Source organism: Hanstruepera flava, from assembly GCF_023634025.1.
Lineage (GTDB): Bacteria > Bacteroidota > Bacteroidia > Flavobacteriales > Flavobacteriaceae > Hanstruepera > Hanstruepera flava.
In genome coordinates this window covers 856,207-875,892 of sequence record NZ_JALJCW010000001.1, presented here as the reverse complement: position 1 = coordinate 875,892, position 19,686 = coordinate 856,207, and the positions used below count along the sequence as shown (strand labels likewise).

16 protein-coding genes and 1 tRNA gene are annotated in these 19,686 nt (G+C 34.0%); 13 read left to right on the top strand and 4 right to left on the bottom strand.

Translation table 11 applies throughout. From position 1 onward, the window contains the following. Positions 1-3: 3 nt before the first annotated feature. Both MTX13_RS04170 and MTX13_RS04165 read left to right on the top strand, forming a co-directional pair. The gene (locus MTX13_RS04170; RefSeq protein WP_250433123.1) at positions 4-369 is read left to right on the top strand and encodes a hypothetical protein; all 366 of its coding nucleotides are present in this window, start codon (positions 4-6) and stop codon (positions 367-369) included. A 19-nt stretch (positions 370-388) separates the two neighbouring features. Further along, entirely contained in the window at positions 389-940 is a 552-nt protein-coding gene (locus MTX13_RS04165; protein WP_250433122.1) for a YceI family protein, read from the top strand. A 72-nt stretch (positions 941-1,012) separates the two neighbouring features. On the opposite strand, the gene MTX13_RS04160 is transcribed toward MTX13_RS04165, so the two are convergent. Further along, a tRNA-Phe gene (locus tag MTX13_RS04160) sits at positions 1,013-1,088 on the bottom strand. Positions 1,089-1,189: 101 nt separating this feature from the next. Here MTX13_RS04160 and MTX13_RS04155 point away from each other — a divergent pair. From MTX13_RS04155 to MTX13_RS04125, 7 genes are all read left to right on the top strand, one after another. Beyond that, positions 1,190-1,921: a type III pantothenate kinase gene (locus MTX13_RS04155; protein WP_250433121.1), complete on the top strand. Its 732-nt coding sequence runs from the start codon at positions 1,190-1,192 to the stop codon at positions 1,919-1,921. Next, the gene (locus MTX13_RS04150) at positions 1,918-3,231 is read left to right on the top strand and encodes a hypothetical protein (RefSeq protein WP_250433120.1); all 1,314 of its coding nucleotides are present in this window, start codon (positions 1,918-1,920) and stop codon (positions 3,229-3,231) included. Before MTX13_RS04155 ends, MTX13_RS04150 begins: the two co-directional genes overlap by 4 nt. A 21-nt stretch (positions 3,232-3,252) precedes the next feature. Continuing rightward, complete coding sequence (locus tag MTX13_RS04145) at positions 3,253-4,635, top strand: tetratricopeptide repeat protein (protein ID WP_250433119.1); 1,383 nt, start codon at positions 3,253-3,255, stop codon at positions 4,633-4,635. Beyond that, positions 4,635-5,189, top strand: coding sequence for an LPS export ABC transporter periplasmic protein LptC (lptC, locus tag MTX13_RS04140; protein ID WP_262920443.1), 555 nt, complete (start codon positions 4,635-4,637; stop codon positions 5,187-5,189). The genes MTX13_RS04145 and lptC overlap by 1 nt, the downstream gene beginning before the upstream one ends. A gap of 64 nt (positions 5,190-5,253) precedes the next feature. Next, a complete protein-coding gene (locus tag MTX13_RS04135; RefSeq protein ID WP_250433117.1) occupies positions 5,254-5,439 on the top strand; it encodes a hypothetical protein in 186 nt (61 codons plus the stop codon). Positions 5,440-5,448: 9 nt separating this feature from the next. Then, a complete protein-coding gene (locus MTX13_RS04130) occupies positions 5,449-6,738 on the top strand; it encodes a hemolysin family protein (protein ID WP_250433116.1) in 1,290 nt (429 codons plus the stop codon). A 99-nt stretch (positions 6,739-6,837) separates the two neighbouring features. Continuing rightward, positions 6,838-8,961 (top strand): peptidylprolyl isomerase, encoded by a 2,124-nt coding sequence (locus MTX13_RS04125; protein ID WP_250433115.1) that lies wholly within the window; start codon positions 6,838-6,840, stop codon positions 8,959-8,961. A gap of 51 nt (positions 8,962-9,012) precedes the next feature. Here MTX13_RS04125 and MTX13_RS04120 read toward each other — a convergent pair whose 3' ends face one another. Together MTX13_RS04120 and MTX13_RS04115 are read right to left on the bottom strand one after the other, a co-directional pair. Beyond that, positions 9,013-9,921 carry a GYDIA family GHMP kinase gene (locus MTX13_RS04120; RefSeq protein WP_250433114.1) on the bottom strand — a complete coding sequence of 303 codons (909 nt, stop codon included), beginning with the start codon at positions 9,919-9,921 and terminating at the stop codon, positions 9,013-9,015. Continuing rightward, the gene (locus MTX13_RS04115; protein ID WP_250433113.1) at positions 9,914-11,233 is read right to left on the bottom strand and encodes a hydroxymethylglutaryl-CoA reductase, degradative; all 1,320 of its coding nucleotides are present in this window, start codon (positions 11,231-11,233) and stop codon (positions 9,914-9,916) included. Before MTX13_RS04115 ends, MTX13_RS04120 begins: the two co-directional genes overlap by 8 nt. A gap of 138 nt (positions 11,234-11,371) precedes the next feature. Between MTX13_RS04115 and MTX13_RS04110 the strand changes: the two genes are divergently transcribed. The 4 genes from MTX13_RS04110 (at position 11,372) to MTX13_RS04095 (ending at position 17,628) form a co-directional block, all read left to right on the top strand. After that, entirely contained in the window at positions 11,372-13,603 is a 2,232-nt protein-coding gene (locus tag MTX13_RS04110) for a S9 family peptidase (RefSeq protein WP_250433112.1), read from the top strand. A gap of 18 nt (positions 13,604-13,621) precedes the next feature. Continuing rightward, a complete protein-coding gene (locus MTX13_RS04105; protein WP_250433111.1) occupies positions 13,622-15,157 on the top strand; it encodes a peptide MFS transporter in 1,536 nt (511 codons plus the stop codon). Positions 15,158-15,182: 25 nt separating this feature from the next. Further along, positions 15,183-16,964: a peptide MFS transporter gene (locus MTX13_RS04100; RefSeq protein WP_250433110.1), complete on the top strand. Its 1,782-nt coding sequence runs from the start codon at positions 15,183-15,185 to the stop codon at positions 16,962-16,964. 118 nt (positions 16,965-17,082) lie between these two features. Continuing rightward, complete coding sequence (locus MTX13_RS04095; RefSeq protein WP_250433109.1) at positions 17,083-17,628, top strand: thioredoxin family protein; 546 nt, start codon at positions 17,083-17,085, stop codon at positions 17,626-17,628. A gap of 8 nt (positions 17,629-17,636) precedes the next feature. On the opposite strand, the gene MTX13_RS04090 is transcribed toward MTX13_RS04095, so the two are convergent. Then, positions 17,637-19,676, bottom strand: coding sequence for a ComEC/Rec2 family competence protein (locus MTX13_RS04090; protein ID WP_250433108.1), 2,040 nt, complete (start codon positions 19,674-19,676; stop codon positions 17,637-17,639). Positions 19,677-19,686 lie beyond the last annotated feature (10 nt).

Below are 19,686 nucleotides of genomic sequence, written 5' to 3'. Positions count from 1 at the left end.
GCTATGAAAACGTTTCAATATATAGTCATTATTTTTTTGCTAGTAAATTATAGTTGTACTTCTGTAAGCGAGGAAGATTTAATAGATGATGCTCCGCCTGAAGACACATTTGTAACTTACAACCAGCATGTAAAATCTATTATAGATAATAACTGCATAAGTTGCCATAGTATGCCGCCAGAAAATGGTGCGCCAATGTCTTTAACAAATTACAATGATGTTAAAGATGCGATGCTTAACAGAGGCTTGATTGAAAGAATTTCATCAGATAATTTAGGGTTTTTAATGCCATTTGGAGGGCCAAGATTACCGCAGAATCTTATAGACACTGTTGTACAATGGGAAGAAGATGGCTTGTTGGAAGACTAACTTATTAATTACAATTATTATGAAAAAAATATGGATTCTCGCTGTGTTTTTAATGTCGTACATGGTGAATGGGCAAGACAAATTCTTAACTAAATCGGGTTCGCTTGTTTTTGAAGCTTCTGTACCGTCGTTTGAAGAGGTTAAAGCCAAAAATGAATCTACAACAGCAATACTAAACTTAGAAAACGGTGAAATAGCTGCTTTAGCTTTAGTAAAAGGGTTTAGGTTTAAAAATGCACTTATGGAAGAGCATTTTAATGAAAATTATGCCGAATCAGAATTATTTCCAAAGGCTACATTTAAAGGGGTCATAAAGAATTTTTCTGAAATTGACATTGATGATGCTGAAAAAAGCAAAATTCATATCGAAGGAGTATTAGAATTCCACGGCCAAGAAAAGAAAATCCTTATTAAAGACTCTAGTATTTCCAAAGACGAAGATGTTATTCTAGTTCAAGGCGAGTTTTATGTTCAGGCTTCAGATTTTAAAATTGAAATTCCAAAGATTGTAAGCAACAAACTGTCTAATGATGTTTTAGTTAGCTTTACTTTTAACCTTACTAAAAAATAAGGCTATGGCTTTTAAGGCTAAAAAGACTGGTGTTTTAAACCAAAAAACCCTGACATTTGTCAGGGTTTTTTCTGGTGGTGCCTCCAGGAATCGAACCAGGGACACAAGGATTTTCAGTCCTTTGCTCTACCAACTGAGCTAAGGCACCAGTCGCTTAATTGCGGATGCAAATATAAAGTTGTTTTTATTATTCACCAAAAGAAAATTTATAAAAAATGGTTTTGTAAATTTACAGCTTTTATTTGGCGTATGAATTTAATAATCGATGTTGGTAATACATTTGTGAAATTTGCCGTTTTTAATGAGAATTCCATTCTAGAAAAAAGCAGATTTGAAATGCCTGATTTTCCTACTGAATTTGAAGCGGTTTGTAAAAATTACAGGAGCCTGGAAAATTGTATTGTTTCGTTAGTTGGAAATTTTGATTCTAAATATTTAGAACAAATAAGTGATAAGTTAAACGTTGTTTTTTTGAATTCCAGCACACCAATGCCTTTTAAAAATTTATACCGAACGCCAACTACTTTAGGTGTAGACAGGTTGGCTTTAGTGAGTGCTTCGGCTGCTCAATATCCAGAAAAGAATGTGCTTATTATAGATGCCGGTACCTGTATTACTTACGATTTCATTAATGACCAAAACGAATATTTGGGAGGTGCGATTTCTCCTGGTATTCAAATGCGCTATATAGGGTTACATAATTTAACAGCTAACCTTCCGTTATTGGATATAAAAATGCCAGAACAATTAATAGGAGATTCATCTGAAGAAGCTATACACTCTGGTGTGATTTTTGGCGTCATAAGCGAAATTGATGGCGCAATTGAAGCCTATAGGCTAAAATATGCAGATTTAACAGTTATTTTAACAGGAGGAAACGCTAATTTCTTGTCAAAACAATTAAAAAGTAGCATATTTGCCAACTCTAATTTCCTTTTAGAGGGCTTAAACTATATTTTGCAATTTAATTTAAACGCATGATTAAAAAACTTGTAATAGTTTTTATTTTGGCTTTTGCACTTAAAAGTGTTGCGCAATCAGGAACAACGGCATCTCCATATTCATTTTATGGTATTGGAAGTCTTAAATTTAAAGGTACTGTGGAGAACCGTAGTATGGGAGGTTTAAGTATTTATTCAGATAGTATCCATATTAATTTAAGAAATCCAGCTGCTTATGGTGGTGAGAATTTAGCAGTTTACAGAAATGAGAACAGACCAGTTACTTTTTCATTGGCTGCTTCTCATACTCAAGTTAAATTGAAAAGTGATTCAGGGAAAGATAATTTAAAAAATTCGTCGCTAGATTATTTCGCTTTGGCAATTCCAATTGGTAAACTAGGTGTAGGTGTCGGATTAATTCCATATACATCTGTAGGATTTAAATTGGAAACCTTAAATGATGATGGTACCCTTAACGAACGTTTTGATGGCGATGGTGGTTTAAATAGAACCTACCTTTCTTTGGGTTATCCAATTACCAAAAACTTAAGTGCTGGTATAGATTTTAGCTTTTATTTTGGGAACATAAAAAACAGCACTATTAAGTATTTGTATAATACTGATGGTGACCTCGTTCAATATCAAACCAAAGAGAGCAATAGGTCTGATATGAGCGGATTAAGTGTTAATATAGGTCTACTTTACAAAGCCAAGATAAGTGATAAGTTGGATCTTCATTCTGGATTAACCTTCCAGCCAGAAACAACTTTAAATTCTAATAATGAAAGGGCTTTTAGTACTATTGTAACCAATTCGTCTACAGGCCAAGAATTTGTTATCAATACTATAGATGCTGGTTTAGAAGCGAGAGGTTTAGATAAAACGAAAGCTAATATACCTTACAAGTTATCATTAGGAGCTGGTATTGGTCAAGAACGTATTTGGTTTGTAGGTATGGAATACACTTACTTTAATATGAAAAACTTTTCCAATGAGCTGTACGTTGATAATGGAACGGATTATGAGAATAGTACATCCTTATCTATTGGAGGCTTTATAATTCCTAAGTACAATGCTTTTGATAGCTATTTTAAGCGTACTGTTTATCGAGCCGGAGTTCGGTTTGGAAGTACAGGATTAAATATTAATAATACATCAATAGATGAGTTTGGCATATCTTTTGGAGTAGGATTACCTGTAGGAACAGATTTCTTTTCAAATGCCAACATCGGGTTTGAATTTGGAAGTCGCGGAACTGTAGAAAACAATTTAGTTAAAGAGAACTATTTTAAATTTCAGTTAGGCTTATCGTTAAACGATTGGTGGTTCAAAAAGAATAGGTTAAATTAAAAAAATAATAAACTAGATATTATGAAAACGAAGATTACATTATTAGCACTTATGCTGTTTTTAGGCTTTAATGTCGTCAATGCACAGCAAAACCAAGAGTGTATGACTAAACTGTCTATATTCTCTGAATATGCAAAAGCAAAAAACTATAACGCGGCTTATGAGCCTTGGATGTTTGTTAGACAAACTTGCCCAAAGTTACATTTGGCAATTTATAGTCAAGGAGAAGATATTTTGGAGTACAAAATAGAGAATTCTACTGGTGCTGATAAAATGAATTACATAAACGATTTGATTAAGCTTTGGGATGAACGCCAAGTAAACTATGGTAGCAAAACCAAAAAAGGCGAATATGCAGCTAAATCGTGCCAATTAATGTATGATAACAGAGAGATGTTAAATAAGACCGACGAGGAATTATACAATTGTTTTGATGAAGCTTTTAAAGCCGATCGTGAAAACTTTAAAAATCCAAAGTCGTTATATACTTACTTTTCTTTAATGGTTGATTTATTTGATGCTGGTAAGAAAACAGATGCTGAATTGTTTAATAAGTATGATGATGTAGTTGAAAAAGTTCAAGAAGAAATTTCTAATTATTCTGAAGATTTAAACAAATTGGCAGCTAAAGAAGAAGCTGGACAATCATTAACAAGTAAAGAAAAAAGCTATAAGAAATACTATGAAAGCTATCTTAATGCTTACGACCAGATTTCTACAAGTATTGATAAGAAATTAGGAGATCGTGCAAACTGCGAAAACTTGATACCTTTATATACTAAAGATTTTGAAGCTAATAAGACTAATGCGGTTTGGTTACAGCGTGCAGCTGGAAAAATGTCTGAAAAAGAATGTACAGACGATCCATTATTCTTTAAGTTGGTTAACGCATACCATGCGTTAAGTCCTTCGGCAAATTCGGCTTACTATTTAGGAATATTAAAGGATAAAGAAGGAAAGTCTAATGAAGCTCTTAAGTTTTATGAGCAAGCCGTTAGTTTAGAAACTGATAATTTCAAAAAAGCCAAGCTTAATGAAAAAATTGGTGACAAATTGCGTAAGAAAGGTAGTTATGGTAGTGCAAGAACTTATTATGGTAAAGCTTTACAGTTAAACCCTTCTAATGGTCGTCCACATTTAAAGATTGCCGATATGTACAACCGTAGTGCCAATAACTGTGGAGAGGATAATTTTTCTAAACGTGCTGTATTCTGGTTAGCAGAAGCTGAAGCTTTAAAAGCTGGTCGTGTAGATCCAACATTAAAAAGTGCTGCTGCTCAATCGGCAGCAAGTTATAAAGCTAAAGCACCAGATAAAACCCTTATTTTTAATAAAGGGAATCAAGGTGAAACCATTAAAATTGGTTGTTGGATACAACGTTCGGTAACTGTACCAAGTATCTAATGATAAGAACTTGCAAACATATAATTTGGAACATAGTCACGGTTTTTACCGTGACTATGTTTTTTTCATGTAAAAGCAACTTGGACGAGGTGAGCAAAATAGGTGTTTCAGAAAATGAGCCTATTGGTGTTGCCGAGAATATCAATTTAAAACGCACCGATTCTGGTCGTGTAATCGCCAATTTAGTTAGTCCAAAAATGTTGGATTTTTCCAATAGAGACTTTGCTTATAATGAGTTTCCCGATGGTGTGCATTTAGATTTATATGATGAAAACAATCAAAAAAGCACGGTAATTGCAGATTACGCCATTGTTTACGATAAAACGAATCTCATTGATATGCAAGGCAATGTTATTTTGGCTTCGCATAAAAAGGACACTTTGTTTGCAGAACAACTGTTTTACGACCAAGAACGCGAATGGCTATTTACCAATCAACCCGTAACATTTATTTCAGCCAATAATGTGATTAATGGTGGTGGTTTCGATTCAGACATTGAGTTTAATCAAGCTCAAGTATTGGCTGTTGACGGTGAAATTACACTAGATGAATAGTGTAACCTAATTTTATTTCCTCCCATATTTTTAATTATCTTTACTTAACTAATTACTATACCTAATGAAAATCTTTAAGTTTTTTCAGTATGCCTATTTGGTGTTTGCCATTTTGTTTATTTATGTGGCCATCGAAAAATATGTAAAGTCTCAAACAATAGATTATATTTCTATTTTATTAGCGGCAACTGCAGTTTTTATGTTCTTTTTTAGAAAGAAGTTTAACAAGCGTTTTGAAAACAAAGACTAATAACCGCTTATGAATCCAGATGTTATTATCATAATTACATCACTTATTTTATCTGCTTTTTTTTCAGGAATGGAGATAGCTTATGTCTCGTCCAATAAAATTCATATTGAAATTGAAAAAAAGCAAAAAGGCTATTTGGCTAAAGTTCTTTCCAAATTAACCGATAAGCCTTCAAAATTTATTGCTACCATGCTTATTGGTAACAATATTGCATTGGTAGTCTATGGGTTTTTTATGGGAGACCTTTTGGTTAATTGGTTTCAGTCTATGTTGCCTTCAAATTCTTCAGTTGTTAATTATCTTTTTGTCGATTTAAGTCTATTAACCCAAACGGTTATATCAACTTTAATCATACTTATTACGGCCGAATTCCTGCCAAAAGTATTCTTTCAGGTATATGCCAATACATTTCTTAAAATTCTGGCTTTTCCAGCTTATGTGTTTTATGTTTTGTTCTCCTGGATTTCAAGTTTTGTTATTTGGATATCAGATTTTGTCCTCAAGAAATTCTTTAAAACCGATGGCGATCAGGTGCAGCTGGCTTTTACCAAAGTAGAGCTTGGTCACTATATAAGCGAGCAAATGGAATCGGTAGAAGAGCATGACGATGTAGATACCGAAATACAAATCTTTCAAAATGCTCTTGAATTTTCTGAAGTTAAGGCCAGGGAAGTCATGGTGCCAAGAACCGAAATTATTGCTGTAGACTCCAAAGAATCCTTAAAGAATTTAAACGGATTATTTACAGAAACAGGTATTTCAAAAATTATCATTTTTAATGAAAATATAGATGATATTTTAGGCTATGTACACTCGTTTGAGTTATTTAAAAAACCTAAAAGCATAAAGGCCATTACCATGCCTGTTGAGTTTGTTCCCGAAACGATGCTTATAAAAGATGTGCTTAATGTTCTTATAAAAAAGCGCAAAAGTATAGCTGTAGTGTTAGATGAATATGGCGGAACGTCTGGTATTATGACTGTTGAGGATATTGTTGAAGAATTATTTGGCGAAATTGAAGACGAGCACGATTCGGTAGTTTTAACTGAAGAGAAATTAGATAACGATTCGTATATTTTTTCTGCTCGTCTGGAAGTCGATTATTTAAATGAGACTTACAAATTAGAGCTGCCCGAAAGCGAAAATTATGAAACATTAGGAGGCTTAATTGTAGACCATACCGAAGGTATTCCAGAACAAGACGAAATTGTAATTACAGACGACTTTCAATTCACCATTTTAGAAGTTTCTAACACAAAAATAGACCTCGTTAAACTTAAAATACTGCAAGAGGACTAAAAACCACGTTATTATTCCAATTAAAGCAAAATTCTACTTTTATTATTAAATAGAAAATGGTATTTTCGCGCACTGTATTGTAAAAAATTTAAATGACAGATGGCAGTTTTAAATAAAATTAGACAACGCTCACTTTTTTTGATATTAATTATCGCTTTAGCGTTATTTTCATTCGTTCTTTCTGACTTGTTTAGAAATAGCGATGCGCTTTCAGCCAAATCTCAAAATGTTGTGGCAACTATAAACGGGAAAGAAATTACACGCGAAGATTTCATGCAGAAAGTGGAATTGGCACAAAGACAGTTAGGGCCTAACGGAACTGCTACTCAAGCCATGAACCGTGTTTGGGATCAGGAAGTGCGTACGGCAGTTTTAGAAACTGAATTCGAAAAATTGGGTATTTCAGTCGAAAAAGATCAAATGCGTGATTTGTTAAAAACAAATTTGGCCAATAACCCAGATTTCCAAAACGAAGCAGGTATTTTTGATGAAAACAAACTAACCGAATATATTGCCAATTTAAAGGAGACTTCTGCAATTGCTTATCAGCAATGGGTAGATTACGAAAAGTCTATCGCAACAAATGCCTTACAACAAAACTACTTTAACATGGTTAAAGCAGGAATGATTGGCACACTTGAAGAAGGTAAACTTGAGCATAAACTAGAAGGCGATAAAATTGATATTAAGTTTGTTCAAATTCCTTACAGTTCTATACCAGATAGTACGGTAACTGTTTCTACATCCGAAATTTCAGCTTACATTAAAGAGCATACCAGCCAATACGAAGTTGAGGCATCAAGGAATTTACAATATGTTCAGTTTAAAGAAGTAGCATCTGTTGAGGATGAAGCAGAAATTGAAAAGGAAGTTTCAGCTTTTAAAGATGGAAAGGTAGAATATATAAATGGTAGAACAGATACCATTATGCCTTTTGCTCAAGTAAAGAATCATGCCAACTACATTAATTTTGTAGCGAATTCAGATGTAAAATTTAACGATACATTCATTAAGAAAACAGCTTTGCCAGAAGCTGTTGCCGATACTATTTTTAACATGAACGCTGGAGATGTTTATGGCCCTTATAAGGATAATGGGTTTATTAAATTAACCAAGGTTGTAGCAGTTACACAGTTACCAGATTCTGTAAAGGCCAGACATATTTTAATTCCTTTTGTAGGGTCGCGTTCTCAAACCGAAACTACAACACAAACTGAAGCTGAAGCCAAGAAAACAGCAGATAGTTTAATGGATGTTATTAAGGCCGATAACAGCAAGTTTGTATCCTTATTGGATTTCTCTGCTGATACGGCAAGTAATGAAAAAGAAGGTGTTTTAGATTGGTATACTTACAATGCCATGGTGCCAGCATTTAGAGATTATACATTTGAAAACAATACTGGTGATATAGGCGTTGTAAAATCTCAATTCGGTTTCCACGTTATTGAAATTTTAGGACAGAAAAATCCGCAACGCGCCATTAAAATTGGAACTATTGCTAGAAAGATTGAACCTTCAGAAGCCACAATAAACCAAGTGTTTAGAGATGCTTCTAATTTTGAAATTGCTTTAGAGAAAGGCGATTTCCAAGCTATAGCTGAAGAAAAAGATTATGTTGTTCGTCCTGTTAATACGGTTAAGGAACTCGATGAAACCATACCTGGTTTAGGCAATCAAAGAGCCATTGTAAGATGGGCATTTGATGAGGAAACGGAAATAGGCGAGTACAAGCGTTTTAATGTGCCTGGTGGTTACGCCATTGTACAGTTAACAGCTAAAAACAAAGCGGGCTTAATGAGCACTGAAGATGCGTCTATTACAGCATTGCCTGCAATACGTAAGGAGAAAAAAGCAGCTATGATTAAAGAGCGCATTTCTGCAACAACTGTTGAAGATGTTGCTTCAGCAGAGGGTGTTGCTACACGATCGGCTTTGGCAATTAACATGAAAAACCCAACGATATCTGGTGCAGGAAGAGAGCCTCTAGTGGTTGGTACTGCGTTTGCGATAGGAGAAGGAGAGACTTCAGGTTTAATAGCGGGCGAAACAGGTGTGTTTATGGTGCGTGTTGAGAAATTTACACCTGCAGCTGAATTAGATAATTACCAAGCCTATGCCAATCAAGTGCAAACGGCTAAAGTAAATACAGTTAATACGAGACTATACAATGCTTTAAAAGAAGCAGCAGATATTGAAGATAATCGCGCTAAAACGGTACAATAGTTTTTAGCTTAAACTTAATTAAAAAAGCCTTTCTGAAAAGAAGGGCTTTTTTTATAAAATTATTTTTGAATACGAAATAACCGTTTCAAACCCTTTGGCTTTAAAATAAGTTGAAGGGTTTTCTTTTGCGGTTACCAAAACAAAATCGCCACCCCAAGCACCTAGGCTTTTAACAGTGCCTGAAAAGTCTGGGAATAAGCGGTCTTTAACGGGTTGTGTTTTAAGCACAGCACTCATGATAGTTTCATGCTTATTGATTAAAGTCTCAAATTCAGAAAGATTATGGCAATCCATAATGCTTTGTGTAATTGAACTTATTGCCTGTATGTCTTGAGTTAGATTTTTTGAATGGTCACGGTAGGCTTTTATAGCATCTCTACTATTTTGCTTTTGGTTGAGGTAGACAAAAAACAGGTTGTCTTTAAATTCAGGGTTGAAATCAACAGTATTTATAAGTCGTTCGGTTTCAGTTAAACGATAGCTTATAGCCGAATTATGTTGCGCGCAGGCAATATCATAGCCACTACCACCAAATGTAAGTTTAAGTAACTCATAAGGATCTACTTGTGCCCATTGGGCTATGTTGTTTATAAGTGTTGAAGATGTACCAAGCCCCCAGTTTCTTGGGAATGTGAGATGGGTTTCAACGGCTAAATGGGTTAAGTTAAAATCTGGATTTAACTGTTTGGCAATATGCAAAATATCCAGAAGCGTTTGTGATGTGCTGTTATGCTTATGCTTTTTAGGGTTGTCAATATCCTCCTTAAAAAAAGTATCTTTAAACCAAACCTCATGATTTTCGTCATAACTTTTCCAGTCTATAAAATCGGTGCTGTTTGGACTAACCACTAAAGATTGGCCATGTTTAGTGGGTAGAGCCAAAGCTAAAGCGCCATCTAATACAAGGTATTCTCCGGTAATCAATAGCTTGCCATTGCTGTAAAAGTTTGAATTAGGCACGACGTAATGAATTTAAAGCTTCAACAACAGCGCTATGCGTTACAACATGTGTTTTAAAATGCTCAATAAGCTTGGTTTTTTCAGTGTCAGTCGCTTCAAACTGATTGAGAATGTTCATTAAATGCATTTTCATGTGGCCCTCTTGAATACCTGTAGTCGTCAATGACCGTAATGCTGCAAAGTTTTGAGCCAACCCAGCAACCGCAACAATTTGCATAAGCTCTTTAGCAGTTGGATGGTGCAGGAGTTCTAACGACAATTTTACTAAAGGGTGTAAGCCTGTTAGGCCGCCAATAGTTCCTAGTGCCAAAGGAATTTCAATCCAAAAATAAAAGATTCCATTTTCAATTTTAGCATGAGTTAAACTTCGGTATTTTCCGGTTCTACTGGCATAAGCATGAACACCAGCTTCAACAGCCCTAAAATCATTTCCCGTTGCTAAAACTACGGCATCTATACCGTTCATAATGCCTTTGTTATGCGTTACGGCACGAAAAGGTTCTACTTCCGCTATATTAACTGCTTGAATAAATTTTTTGGCAAATGCTTCAGGATTTATCGAATTATCATCACTTAATTCAGAAACAGGACAAGATACTTCAGCCTTAACCAAGCATTCAGGAACATAATTGGAGAGAATACTCATAACAATTTCAATATTCTTTTCTTCGCCAGAAAATGCTTCGAAGGTTAATGCAGCATTTTTAAAGGTTTTGGCAAATTGCTCTAAACAGGAGTTTATAAAATTAGCTCCCATGGCATCTTTGGTTTCAAAAGTGGCATGAAGCTGATAATAATTTTGAAGGTCTTCGGTTTTATCTCGTAATTCAATATCCAAAATTCCACCACCTCGTTTTTCCATATTTTTGGTAATAGGCTTGGACTCTTCAATAAGCTTCGGTTTAATACTATTGAAGAAATCTTGGAGTTTTTCAAATTGGCCGTCAAACAGAAAATGTACCTGCCCTACTTTTGTTGTAGAAAGTACGGTGGCTTTAAATCCGCCTCTTTCTAACCAGAATTTAGCCGATTTACTGGCAGCAGCAACCACAGAGCTTTCTTCAATAGCCATTGGTATAGTGTGCAGTTTATTGTTGATTAGAAAATTTGGAGCTACACCTAATGGTAGGTAATAATTGGTTATCGTGTTTTCAATAAACTCATCATGAAGTTGTTGCAATTTTTCATTGGAATTCCAGTATTGTTTTATAATGCTTTTTGCACTTTTATTTTTTGCAAAATAGGTGTCTACAATCCAATCTATTTTTTTGGATTTAGATAATTTTGAAAAGCCAGAAATTGGTTTGCCCATTAACTTTATATTGAAAATGCAAAGATAGTATTATTGTGTGAGTTACCTTCCAATTGCCTATTTAACTGTTAATAAATACGGTTTTTTGCTTATTTTTTAGTAAACTTGACATTAATTTAAAATTACTATTCCTAATAGATGAAACGCTTTAAATATGCCTTTGTGGTTTGTTTTCTTTTAACCACAATTTTACCTGCTCAAAACCATACCATTACATTAGAAGAAATTTGGGGAGGTGCTTTTCGCACAGAACGAATGGATGCCTTACATTCCATGAAAAATGGTCAGCAATATTCGGTATTGAATTTTGATAGAGCTACTAGGTCTACATCTATCGATGTATATGACTATAAAACTTTAAGTAAGATAAAGACTTTGGTGAGTTCTAGCGATATTAATGAAATTAATTATTTTACAGATTACACCTTTAGTGATGATGAAAACCAAATTCTTTTGGCTACAGAAGTAGAATCTATATTTAGACGTTCAACTCTAGGGAAATATTATGTTTTCAATGCCAATTCGAAAACCATAACATTGGTTGCTGAAGAGAAAATTCAAGAGCCTACTTTCTCGCCTGATGGCCAAAAAATAGCTTATGGGTATAACAATAATATTTTTGTTAAAGATTTAAACAATGGACAGACTACCCAAATTACTTTTGATGGTGAGAAAAATAAAATCATTAATGGTATTACGGATTGGGTTTATGAAGAGGAATTTGGTTTTGTTCGTGCTTTTGAATGGAATGCAGACAGCAATCAAATAGCGTTTATTAGGTTTGATGAAACTAATGTGCCTCAATTCTCTATGGATGTTTATGGAGAAGGACTTTACCCAACCGAAAGTGAATTTAAGTACCCTAAAGCAGGTGAGGCCAATTCTGAAGTGTCTTTGCATATTTACAATTTGAATAGTAAAAAACTTTACGAAGTTAAGGTTGATAAGGCTTACAGTGATTTTTATATTCCAAGAATTGAATGGACCAATGCACCTAATATTTTGAGTGCCCAATACATGAACAGACACCAAAACGAATTGGATTTGTGGTTTATTGACACAAAGGAACAGCGCTCTAATTTAGTGTTGGAAGAGCGTGATGCAGCCTATGTTGATATAACGGATAATCTTACCTTTTTAAACGATAATAGTTTTATTTGGACCAGTGAGAAGGATGGGTTCAATCACATCTATCATTATGATGAGGATGGAAAGCTTATTAATCAAGTAACCAAGGGTAATTGGGAAGTGACAAATTATTACGGATTAGATGAAAAATCTAAACGTATTTTTTACCAGTCTACAGAAAATGGTTCTATAAATCGCGATGTGTATTCCATTAAATTAAATGGTCGCGATAAAGAACGTCTTACAAAAAGTACAGGAACTAACAGTGCAGCCTTTAGTGCAGATTTTTCGTATTTCATAAATACGTTTAGCAGCGCTACAACACCACCTGAATACACTTTAAATAGTGCTGAAAATGGCAACCTTATTAAGAGTATAAAAGATAACGACAAACTAGCCCAAAAACTATTAGACTACAAAACATCTAAAAAAGAGTTTAGTACGATAAATGTGAATGGAAACGATCTCAATATGTGGATGATTAAACCAGCAAATTTTGATGAGACCAAACAATATCCGCTATTTATGTACCAATATTCAGGTCCAGGTTCACAAAGTGTGTCAAACAGTTGGAATAGTAGTAATGATTATTGGTATCAGTATTTAGCTCAGAAAGGGTATGTAGTTGTTTGTATTGATGGTCGTGGAACAGGATATAAAGGTGCTGCATTTAAGAAAGTGACTCAAAAAGAGTTGGGTAAGTATGAGTTGGAAGACCAAATTCAAGCTGCTAAACAATTAGGAGAATTGCCTTATATTGATGCCTCCAGAATTGGAATTTGGGGTTGGAGTTTTGGTGGTTATATGAGCAGTAATGCTTTATTTAAAGGGAATGATGTATTTAAAATGGCCATAGCTGTTGCTCCAGTAACAAGCTGGCGTTTTTATGATACTATTTATACTGAACGTTACATGACAACACCTCAAGAAAATCCTTCAGGTTATGATGATAACTCACCATTAAGCCATGTTGATAAATTAAAAGGAGATTTTTTATTAATTCACGGAAGTGCAGATGATAACGTACATTTACAGAATACCATGCGTATGGTTGAAGCTTTAATTCAAGCCGATAAACAATTTGAATGGATGATTTATCCAGACGATAATCATGGGATATATGGTGGAAACACACGATTGCATTTGTATAAAAAGATGTCAAATTTTATCGATAAAACACTAGGAGATAAACGTCCTAAAGTTGAAGAAAAAGACATAGAAAGATCAAATATTAAAGGATAACTAACTAACAAATTATATATGGCAGATCAATTAGACCATTTTAAAGAAGAACCAGAATTATTTGGACACCCAAAAGGGCTGTTTTATTTATTCTTTGCTGAGTTATGGGAGCGTTTTAGTTTCTATGGTATGCGAGCATTGTTAATGCTTTACATGGTAAACGAAATCTTCAAAGCTCTAGCAGAAAAAGATGCTGCTTCGGCAGCTGTGTATGCATCCTATGGATCTTTGGTTTATGCTTCAACAGTAATTGGAGGGCGTATATCTGATAAGATTTTAGGTATGCGTAGTTCAATATTTTTAGGAGGAGTGCTTATGGCTATAGGTCACTTTGTATTAGCTATTGAAAATGACATAGCATTCTTTTTGGCGTTAGCATTTATTGTGGTTGGTAATGGATTTTTCAAACCAAACATATCTACTTTTGTAGGCTCATTATATAAAGATGGTGACGAGCGTAAAGATTCAGGTTTTACCATTTTTTATATGGGAATTAACATTGGAGCATTTGCATCACCTTTACTTTGTGGTTGGCTAGGTGAGACTTATGGTTGGCATTACGGATTTGGATTAGCCGGAATTGGAATGGTAACTGGATTGTTGTTTTTTTGGAGCGGAATCAAAAAAAATGTTTTTGGGAATAGAGGTTTGCCTCCTAATCCTGAATTATACGAAAAGAAGATACTAGGTATTCCACAAAAAACATTTGTTCCTATTGTTGCTTTTTTGGCAGCCCCATTAATTGCTTATTTGCTTTCAGCTTATAAAGCTGTGGGTAATGGAGAAACTTTATTTGGAGACAAAAATATTGTCAATATTCTTTTTGTTTTAATAGGCATAAGTGTTTTGATATATATGCTGTTCATAATTGTTAAGTCTAATTCAGATGAGCGTAAAAAACTAATTATGGCTGTATTGATAACCTTTTTCATGACATTGTTTTGGGGTTTTCATGAACTTTCAGGTAGTATAATTACACTTTTTGCTGATAGGAATGTTGATTTGACATTTTTGAATGCTGCTCAAACAAACTCATTAAACCCAATATTTATAATTGTTCTTTCCATTCCTGTTTCTTTCTTGTGGGCTTACTTATCAAAACGTAATTTAAATCCTCGTACACCTTATAAATTTGGTTTGGGACTAGTGCTTGCAGGTGTTAGCTTTTATATTTTAGGTTTAAGCGGCGCCAGTGCCAATGAAAATGGAATGGTTCCAATGGTCTATTTGTTGGTTATGTATTTCATTTTGTCTATTGGAGAGTTATTTATGTCGCCAGTTGGACTATCAAAAATTACAGATTTATCACCAAAACGAATTGTGGCATTTATGATGGGCGTTTGGTTCCTGTCTTCTGCTTTTGCTTTTCAAATTGTTGGGTTCATTTCTAAACAATTATCTATTGAAAGTACAGATGTAAATGTTGGAGGTATGCAAACCTTGTCAGTTTATACTGAAGGCTTCAGTTTAATAGGGCAGTATGCATTAGGAGCAGGATTAGTTGTCCTTGTGTTTTCACCACTCATGAAAAAACTAATGGGTAACGTTCACTAATTTACATTAACTAAACTAACTATATATGAATACTGATATTGAAAATTTATTTAAAGATAAGGTTATAGGTCATCCAGCAGGATTGTTCGTGTTATTTTTTACCGAAATGTGGGAGCGATTTTCGTTCTACGGTATGCGCATTTTATTAGTTCTGTTCTTAACAGAACCTATTTTAAGCGATAATCCAGGTTGGGAATGGCCACGAGAACATGCTTTGGCATTAATTGGGACTTATGCGTCTTTACTCTATTTAACGCCTATTGTTGGTGGCTGGATTGCTGATAAAATAACCGGTTACCGAATTGCGGTTGTAATAGGCTGTGTGATTATGACTCTTGGTCATGCTGCAATGGCGCTAGAAACAACCATGTCTTTTTATTTAGGATTGGCTTTATTGGTAATAGGAACAGGTTTCTTTAAGCCGAACATAACGTCAATAATTTCAACCATGTATAAGGGTAAGGAATCTAAAAAAGATGGGGCTTATACTATTTTTTATATGGGTGTAAATGCCGGTGCCTTTTTTGGAATGATGCTCTGTGGATATTTGGCTGAAAATTTTGGATGGTCTTGGGGCTTTGGTCTAGCAGGTATTTTTATGTTGTTGGGGATGTTGCAATTTTGGTTGGCAGGTAGTCTTTTTGGAAGTATTGGTGCCAAGCCTACTATAATACATGAAGTAGAATTGCCACAAAACATAAATGAAGAAGCTCCTAAAGAACATAATGCTGAATCTGAAGAAAAGCTGAATCCGTTTACTATGTTTGATAAAGTACTTATCGTGCTTTCATCAATCGGTGGATTATTATATCTGTTTAATGATCCTATGGAAAAGATTGGTGATATTAATATGTTACCATTTGAAGTAGGTGGTTTAAGTGGTTCTAATGTAGTTGTTTTAGCGGCTTTGGCATTATTTCTTATTTTGCTTGTTACACGAATTGCGCGATATATTCCTGTGGTTAGAGACCGAATAATTGCTGTATCTATTTTTGGAGTTTTTACTGTGTTTTTCTTTGCATTTTTTGAGCAATCTTTGGGCTCTATGACCTTGTTTGCACGCGACTATACTAATAGAGAATTAGTAGGAAATGCAGCAATGGTTTTTAAAGTAATAGACGCATTGTTAACCACAGTACCTTTAATTATTATTACGTGGGTATTGTTTTTATTGGCGAAAAAGACTTTTTCTCGAATAGGTTTATCCAACATTATTTTGGCTATTGCATTTGCAGGATTATGGTTTTTAGTTTTATACAGATTGAATGATAAGTTTTCGCAAGAGGGTAATGAAGTTGAAGCGACTTGGTTTGGAATTTTAAACTCGTTCTTTATTATAACATTGGCACCATTGTTTTCACGTTGGTGGGAGAGCAAATACAATCCCAGTGCTGCTATGAAATATGGTATTGGTTTAATTCTATTAGGGTTGGGCTTTGCATTTTTATCCTATGGAGCAGGAGAGATTCCATCGGGAGCTAAAACGGCTTCGGTAAGTATGATTTTCTTGATTATGGCCTATTTATTTCATACTATGGGAGAGTTGTGTATCTCTCCTGTTGGGTTATCCTATTTAAGTAAGTTGGTGCCAGCACGTATGATTGGTTTTATGTTTGGTATCTGGTATTTGGCCATTGCAGTTGGTCAAAAAGCCGCTGGAACAATGGGAGGTATGATTGATAAAATTTCTGAAGAATACTCAATGAGTACGTTCTTTTTAATATTTACGCTTGTGCCAATTGGTGCCGGATTAGTTTCAATAGTATTGAATCCACTGCTTAAAAGATTGATGCACGGTGTTCGTTAATCGAAAAAATCGTTAAAATAAACGCAAAACACGTCATTCTTGGCGTGTTTTTTATATTTTAGGTACGGTTATTGAAATGATTTTAACCTCAAATCGACAGAATAGAAAATTAAAAAACATGAAAAAAGTCTTATTTATAGCTATAGCATTGATTTTTGCGATACCACTACAAGCGCAAGAAATTAATTGGGTTTCGTTAGAAGAAGCTGTTAAACTCCAAAAGAAAAAGCCAAAAAAAATCATGATGGATGTTTACACCAACTGGTGTGGGCCTTGTAAAATGCTGGATAAAAATACGTTTCATAATAAAGATGTAGTTGATTATGTAAATAAACATTATTATGCCGTTAAATTTAACGCAGAAGGGAATGAGACTGTAAACTTTAAAGGCAAAACGTATACAAACCCTAATTACGATCCTGCAAAAGCTAATAGAAGAAACTCGGTTCATCAACTAGCACGATATTTTAGCATTCGTTCCTATCCTACCATCGTGTTTTTAGGAGAGGATGGTGAGTTTTTAACACCAGTAATTGGTTACAAAAAACCACAACAATTAGAGTTATATTTAAAGCTCTTTAAAGAAGGTGATTACAAGGACTTTAAAACCCAAGATGATTTTACGGCTTATTATGAGGCGTTTAAACCTGAATTTTCAAATTAGAAAACAGTCTATTTTATTATAAAAGCTCCCTTTTCACCAGTGTAGTGAAAAGGGACGTTTTGTTTTAAACACGTTTGTTGCCAACGTTTAACATACGATGTGTAATTGCTGCCATCGGTTACAACCGTTTTAATCTTTAAACTATCCAATAAACGGTTTAAATTGATTTTAGGTGATTGCCTTAACAAAACATAATCCGGCTGAAAAGAAAGATTACTGTAAACACTTGTGCTATCAACTACTAGAAGCGTTTTATCGTTTAATTGATAGAGGTTTGATATATTATCTTCTCTGGTTGAATCTATAAAATTTCCAACAGTATAATTTTGAATAATATAATCCGAGTGTCTTTTTATAGAATCTAAATCATGGGACAGCAATAATATGTCATCTTGCTTTTTGCCTATTACACTGTGTCTGCTTTTATGGAAAATTACGAGTTCGCTATTGGCTTTATTTGAATAATTGGTGTAAAGGTAAATACCTTGAAAAACCATAATAGAAATTAAAACATAAATTAGCCTTTTGTAATGAAAAGCAACTAATAGTCGTGTTATGCAAATGATTAATAGATAGCAGCTAATTACCATAATGAGCGTAAAACTTATATTCTTAAATATAAAAGTGTCCTGTTGTGATACCCAATTAAAAAACTGATTCATCCACCTAATGAGTGTTTCAAATAGTAATACCAAAAAGTTGTATGGTATATTTAATAATGCTAATACGGTAACAATAAAACCACAACTTAAAATAAACCCTAAAAACGGGATAACAACAACGTTGGAAATAAAGAATAAACCAGGGAATTGATGGAAGTAGAATAAACTTAAAGGCAATACACCTATTTGAGCCGCTATTGACACCGTAAGTAAGATTAAAATTTTGTTTATAAACCAATACTTGGTTTTTATAGCATTAAACAATAGCGGTTGAATACTAACTATGCCAATTACCGCCAAATAACTTAATTGAAATCCTATTTCAAACAACAGCATAGGGTTAAAAAGTAACAACACAAATGCCGAAATGGCTAACGTATTGTAAATGTTATAGGGGCGTTTTAGATTCATGGCGATTGCTACAACACTAAACATGGTTACAGCTCGTAAAACCGAAGGTGACAATCCAGCAATAATAGCAAATGCCCAAAGCAAAAAGAGAATGAGTATGGTTTTTAAAACATACCCTTTTTTAAAACGTTTTAAAAAACCAAAAATGTGGTTTAGGATAATTAGAATAATTCCAATGTGTAAACCAGAAATAGCTAAAATGTGTATGGCACCAGCATCAACATATTGCTGACGGAGTTCATTGCTGATATCTTGACGTTGACCTAAAAACAAAGCTTTTATAACGGCCATTTCATTCGGCTCAAAATGATAGTTATCGAGTTTAGAAATTACTTTTCTTCTAACATAATCTGCATAACCAAAAACCGAATGCATTTCTGTATGCTCAACTATAACCGAGGCAGAATCACTATACATTTGAGCGTAAATATCATGATTGTTTAAATACGCTTTATAATCAAATTGATGCGGATTTAAAGGCGGATAAAGTTCTTGTAACCGTCCTTTTAAAACCAATTGTGTGTCAATATTAAATAGTGTATGTGTTGAATCTCTTTTAAAATTCAACAATATTTTGCCAATAACATTTACCGAATCAACTTTGGTTATTTTAGCAACATATCTATTAAATGTTTGGTTGGGTTTTAGGTTTTCAGCTATCGTTATTTTAATAAGATGCAAATCGTTATTGTTTAGCTTCAATACCTTTGAATAGTAGTTGTTAAAGTTCTGTTGGTTGTGAAGGTTCTTAATAGAAATTCCAACAGATATCAAGGTGAAATAGGCTAGTATTGCAAAATCAGTATGTCTTTTAAGGGAATGTCTTGAAATAAAATAGCTAACAAAAAGAATAAGCAAAAGACAAACAGAAATAATCAGGCTAAAATTTAAGGAAATATCACAATATGTGCCTAATATTATACCAATAACTAGACATAGGGTTAGTTTGACTATGGGGAAATCAATTGCTTTCACATAAGTAAGT

Coding starts and splice junctions, on each gene's coding strand:
- MTX13_RS04130 (WP_250433116.1), top strand. CDS start 5,449: ATGAATCCAGATGTTATTATCATAATTACATCACTTATTTTATCTGCT.
- MTX13_RS04115 (WP_250433113.1), bottom strand. CDS start 11,233: ATGGGCAAACCAATTTCTGGCTTTTCAAAATTATCTAAATCCAAAAAA.
- lptC (WP_262920443.1), top strand. CDS start 4,635: ATGATAAGAACTTGCAAACATATAATTTGGAACATAGTCACGGTTTTT.
- MTX13_RS04165 (WP_250433122.1), top strand. CDS start 389: ATGAAAAAAATATGGATTCTCGCTGTGTTTTTAATGTCGTACATGGTG.
- MTX13_RS04100 (WP_250433110.1), top strand. CDS start 15,183: ATGAATACTGATATTGAAAATTTATTTAAAGATAAGGTTATAGGTCAT.
- MTX13_RS04155 (WP_250433121.1), top strand. CDS start 1,190: ATGAATTTAATAATCGATGTTGGTAATACATTTGTGAAATTTGCCGTT.
- MTX13_RS04170 (WP_250433123.1), top strand. CDS start 4: ATGAAAACGTTTCAATATATAGTCATTATTTTTTTGCTAGTAAATTAT.
- MTX13_RS04145 (WP_250433119.1), top strand. CDS start 3,253: ATGAAAACGAAGATTACATTATTAGCACTTATGCTGTTTTTAGGCTTT.
- MTX13_RS04105 (WP_250433111.1), top strand. CDS start 13,622: ATGGCAGATCAATTAGACCATTTTAAAGAAGAACCAGAATTATTTGGA.
- MTX13_RS04110 (WP_250433112.1), top strand. CDS start 11,372: ATGAAACGCTTTAAATATGCCTTTGTGGTTTGTTTTCTTTTAACCACA.
- MTX13_RS04125 (WP_250433115.1), top strand. CDS start 6,838: ATGGCAGTTTTAAATAAAATTAGACAACGCTCACTTTTTTTGATATTA.
- MTX13_RS04135 (WP_250433117.1), top strand. CDS start 5,254: ATGAAAATCTTTAAGTTTTTTCAGTATGCCTATTTGGTGTTTGCCATT.
- MTX13_RS04095 (WP_250433109.1), top strand. CDS start 17,083: ATGAAAAAAGTCTTATTTATAGCTATAGCATTGATTTTTGCGATACCA.
- MTX13_RS04150 (WP_250433120.1), top strand. CDS start 1,918: ATGATTAAAAAACTTGTAATAGTTTTTATTTTGGCTTTTGCACTTAAA.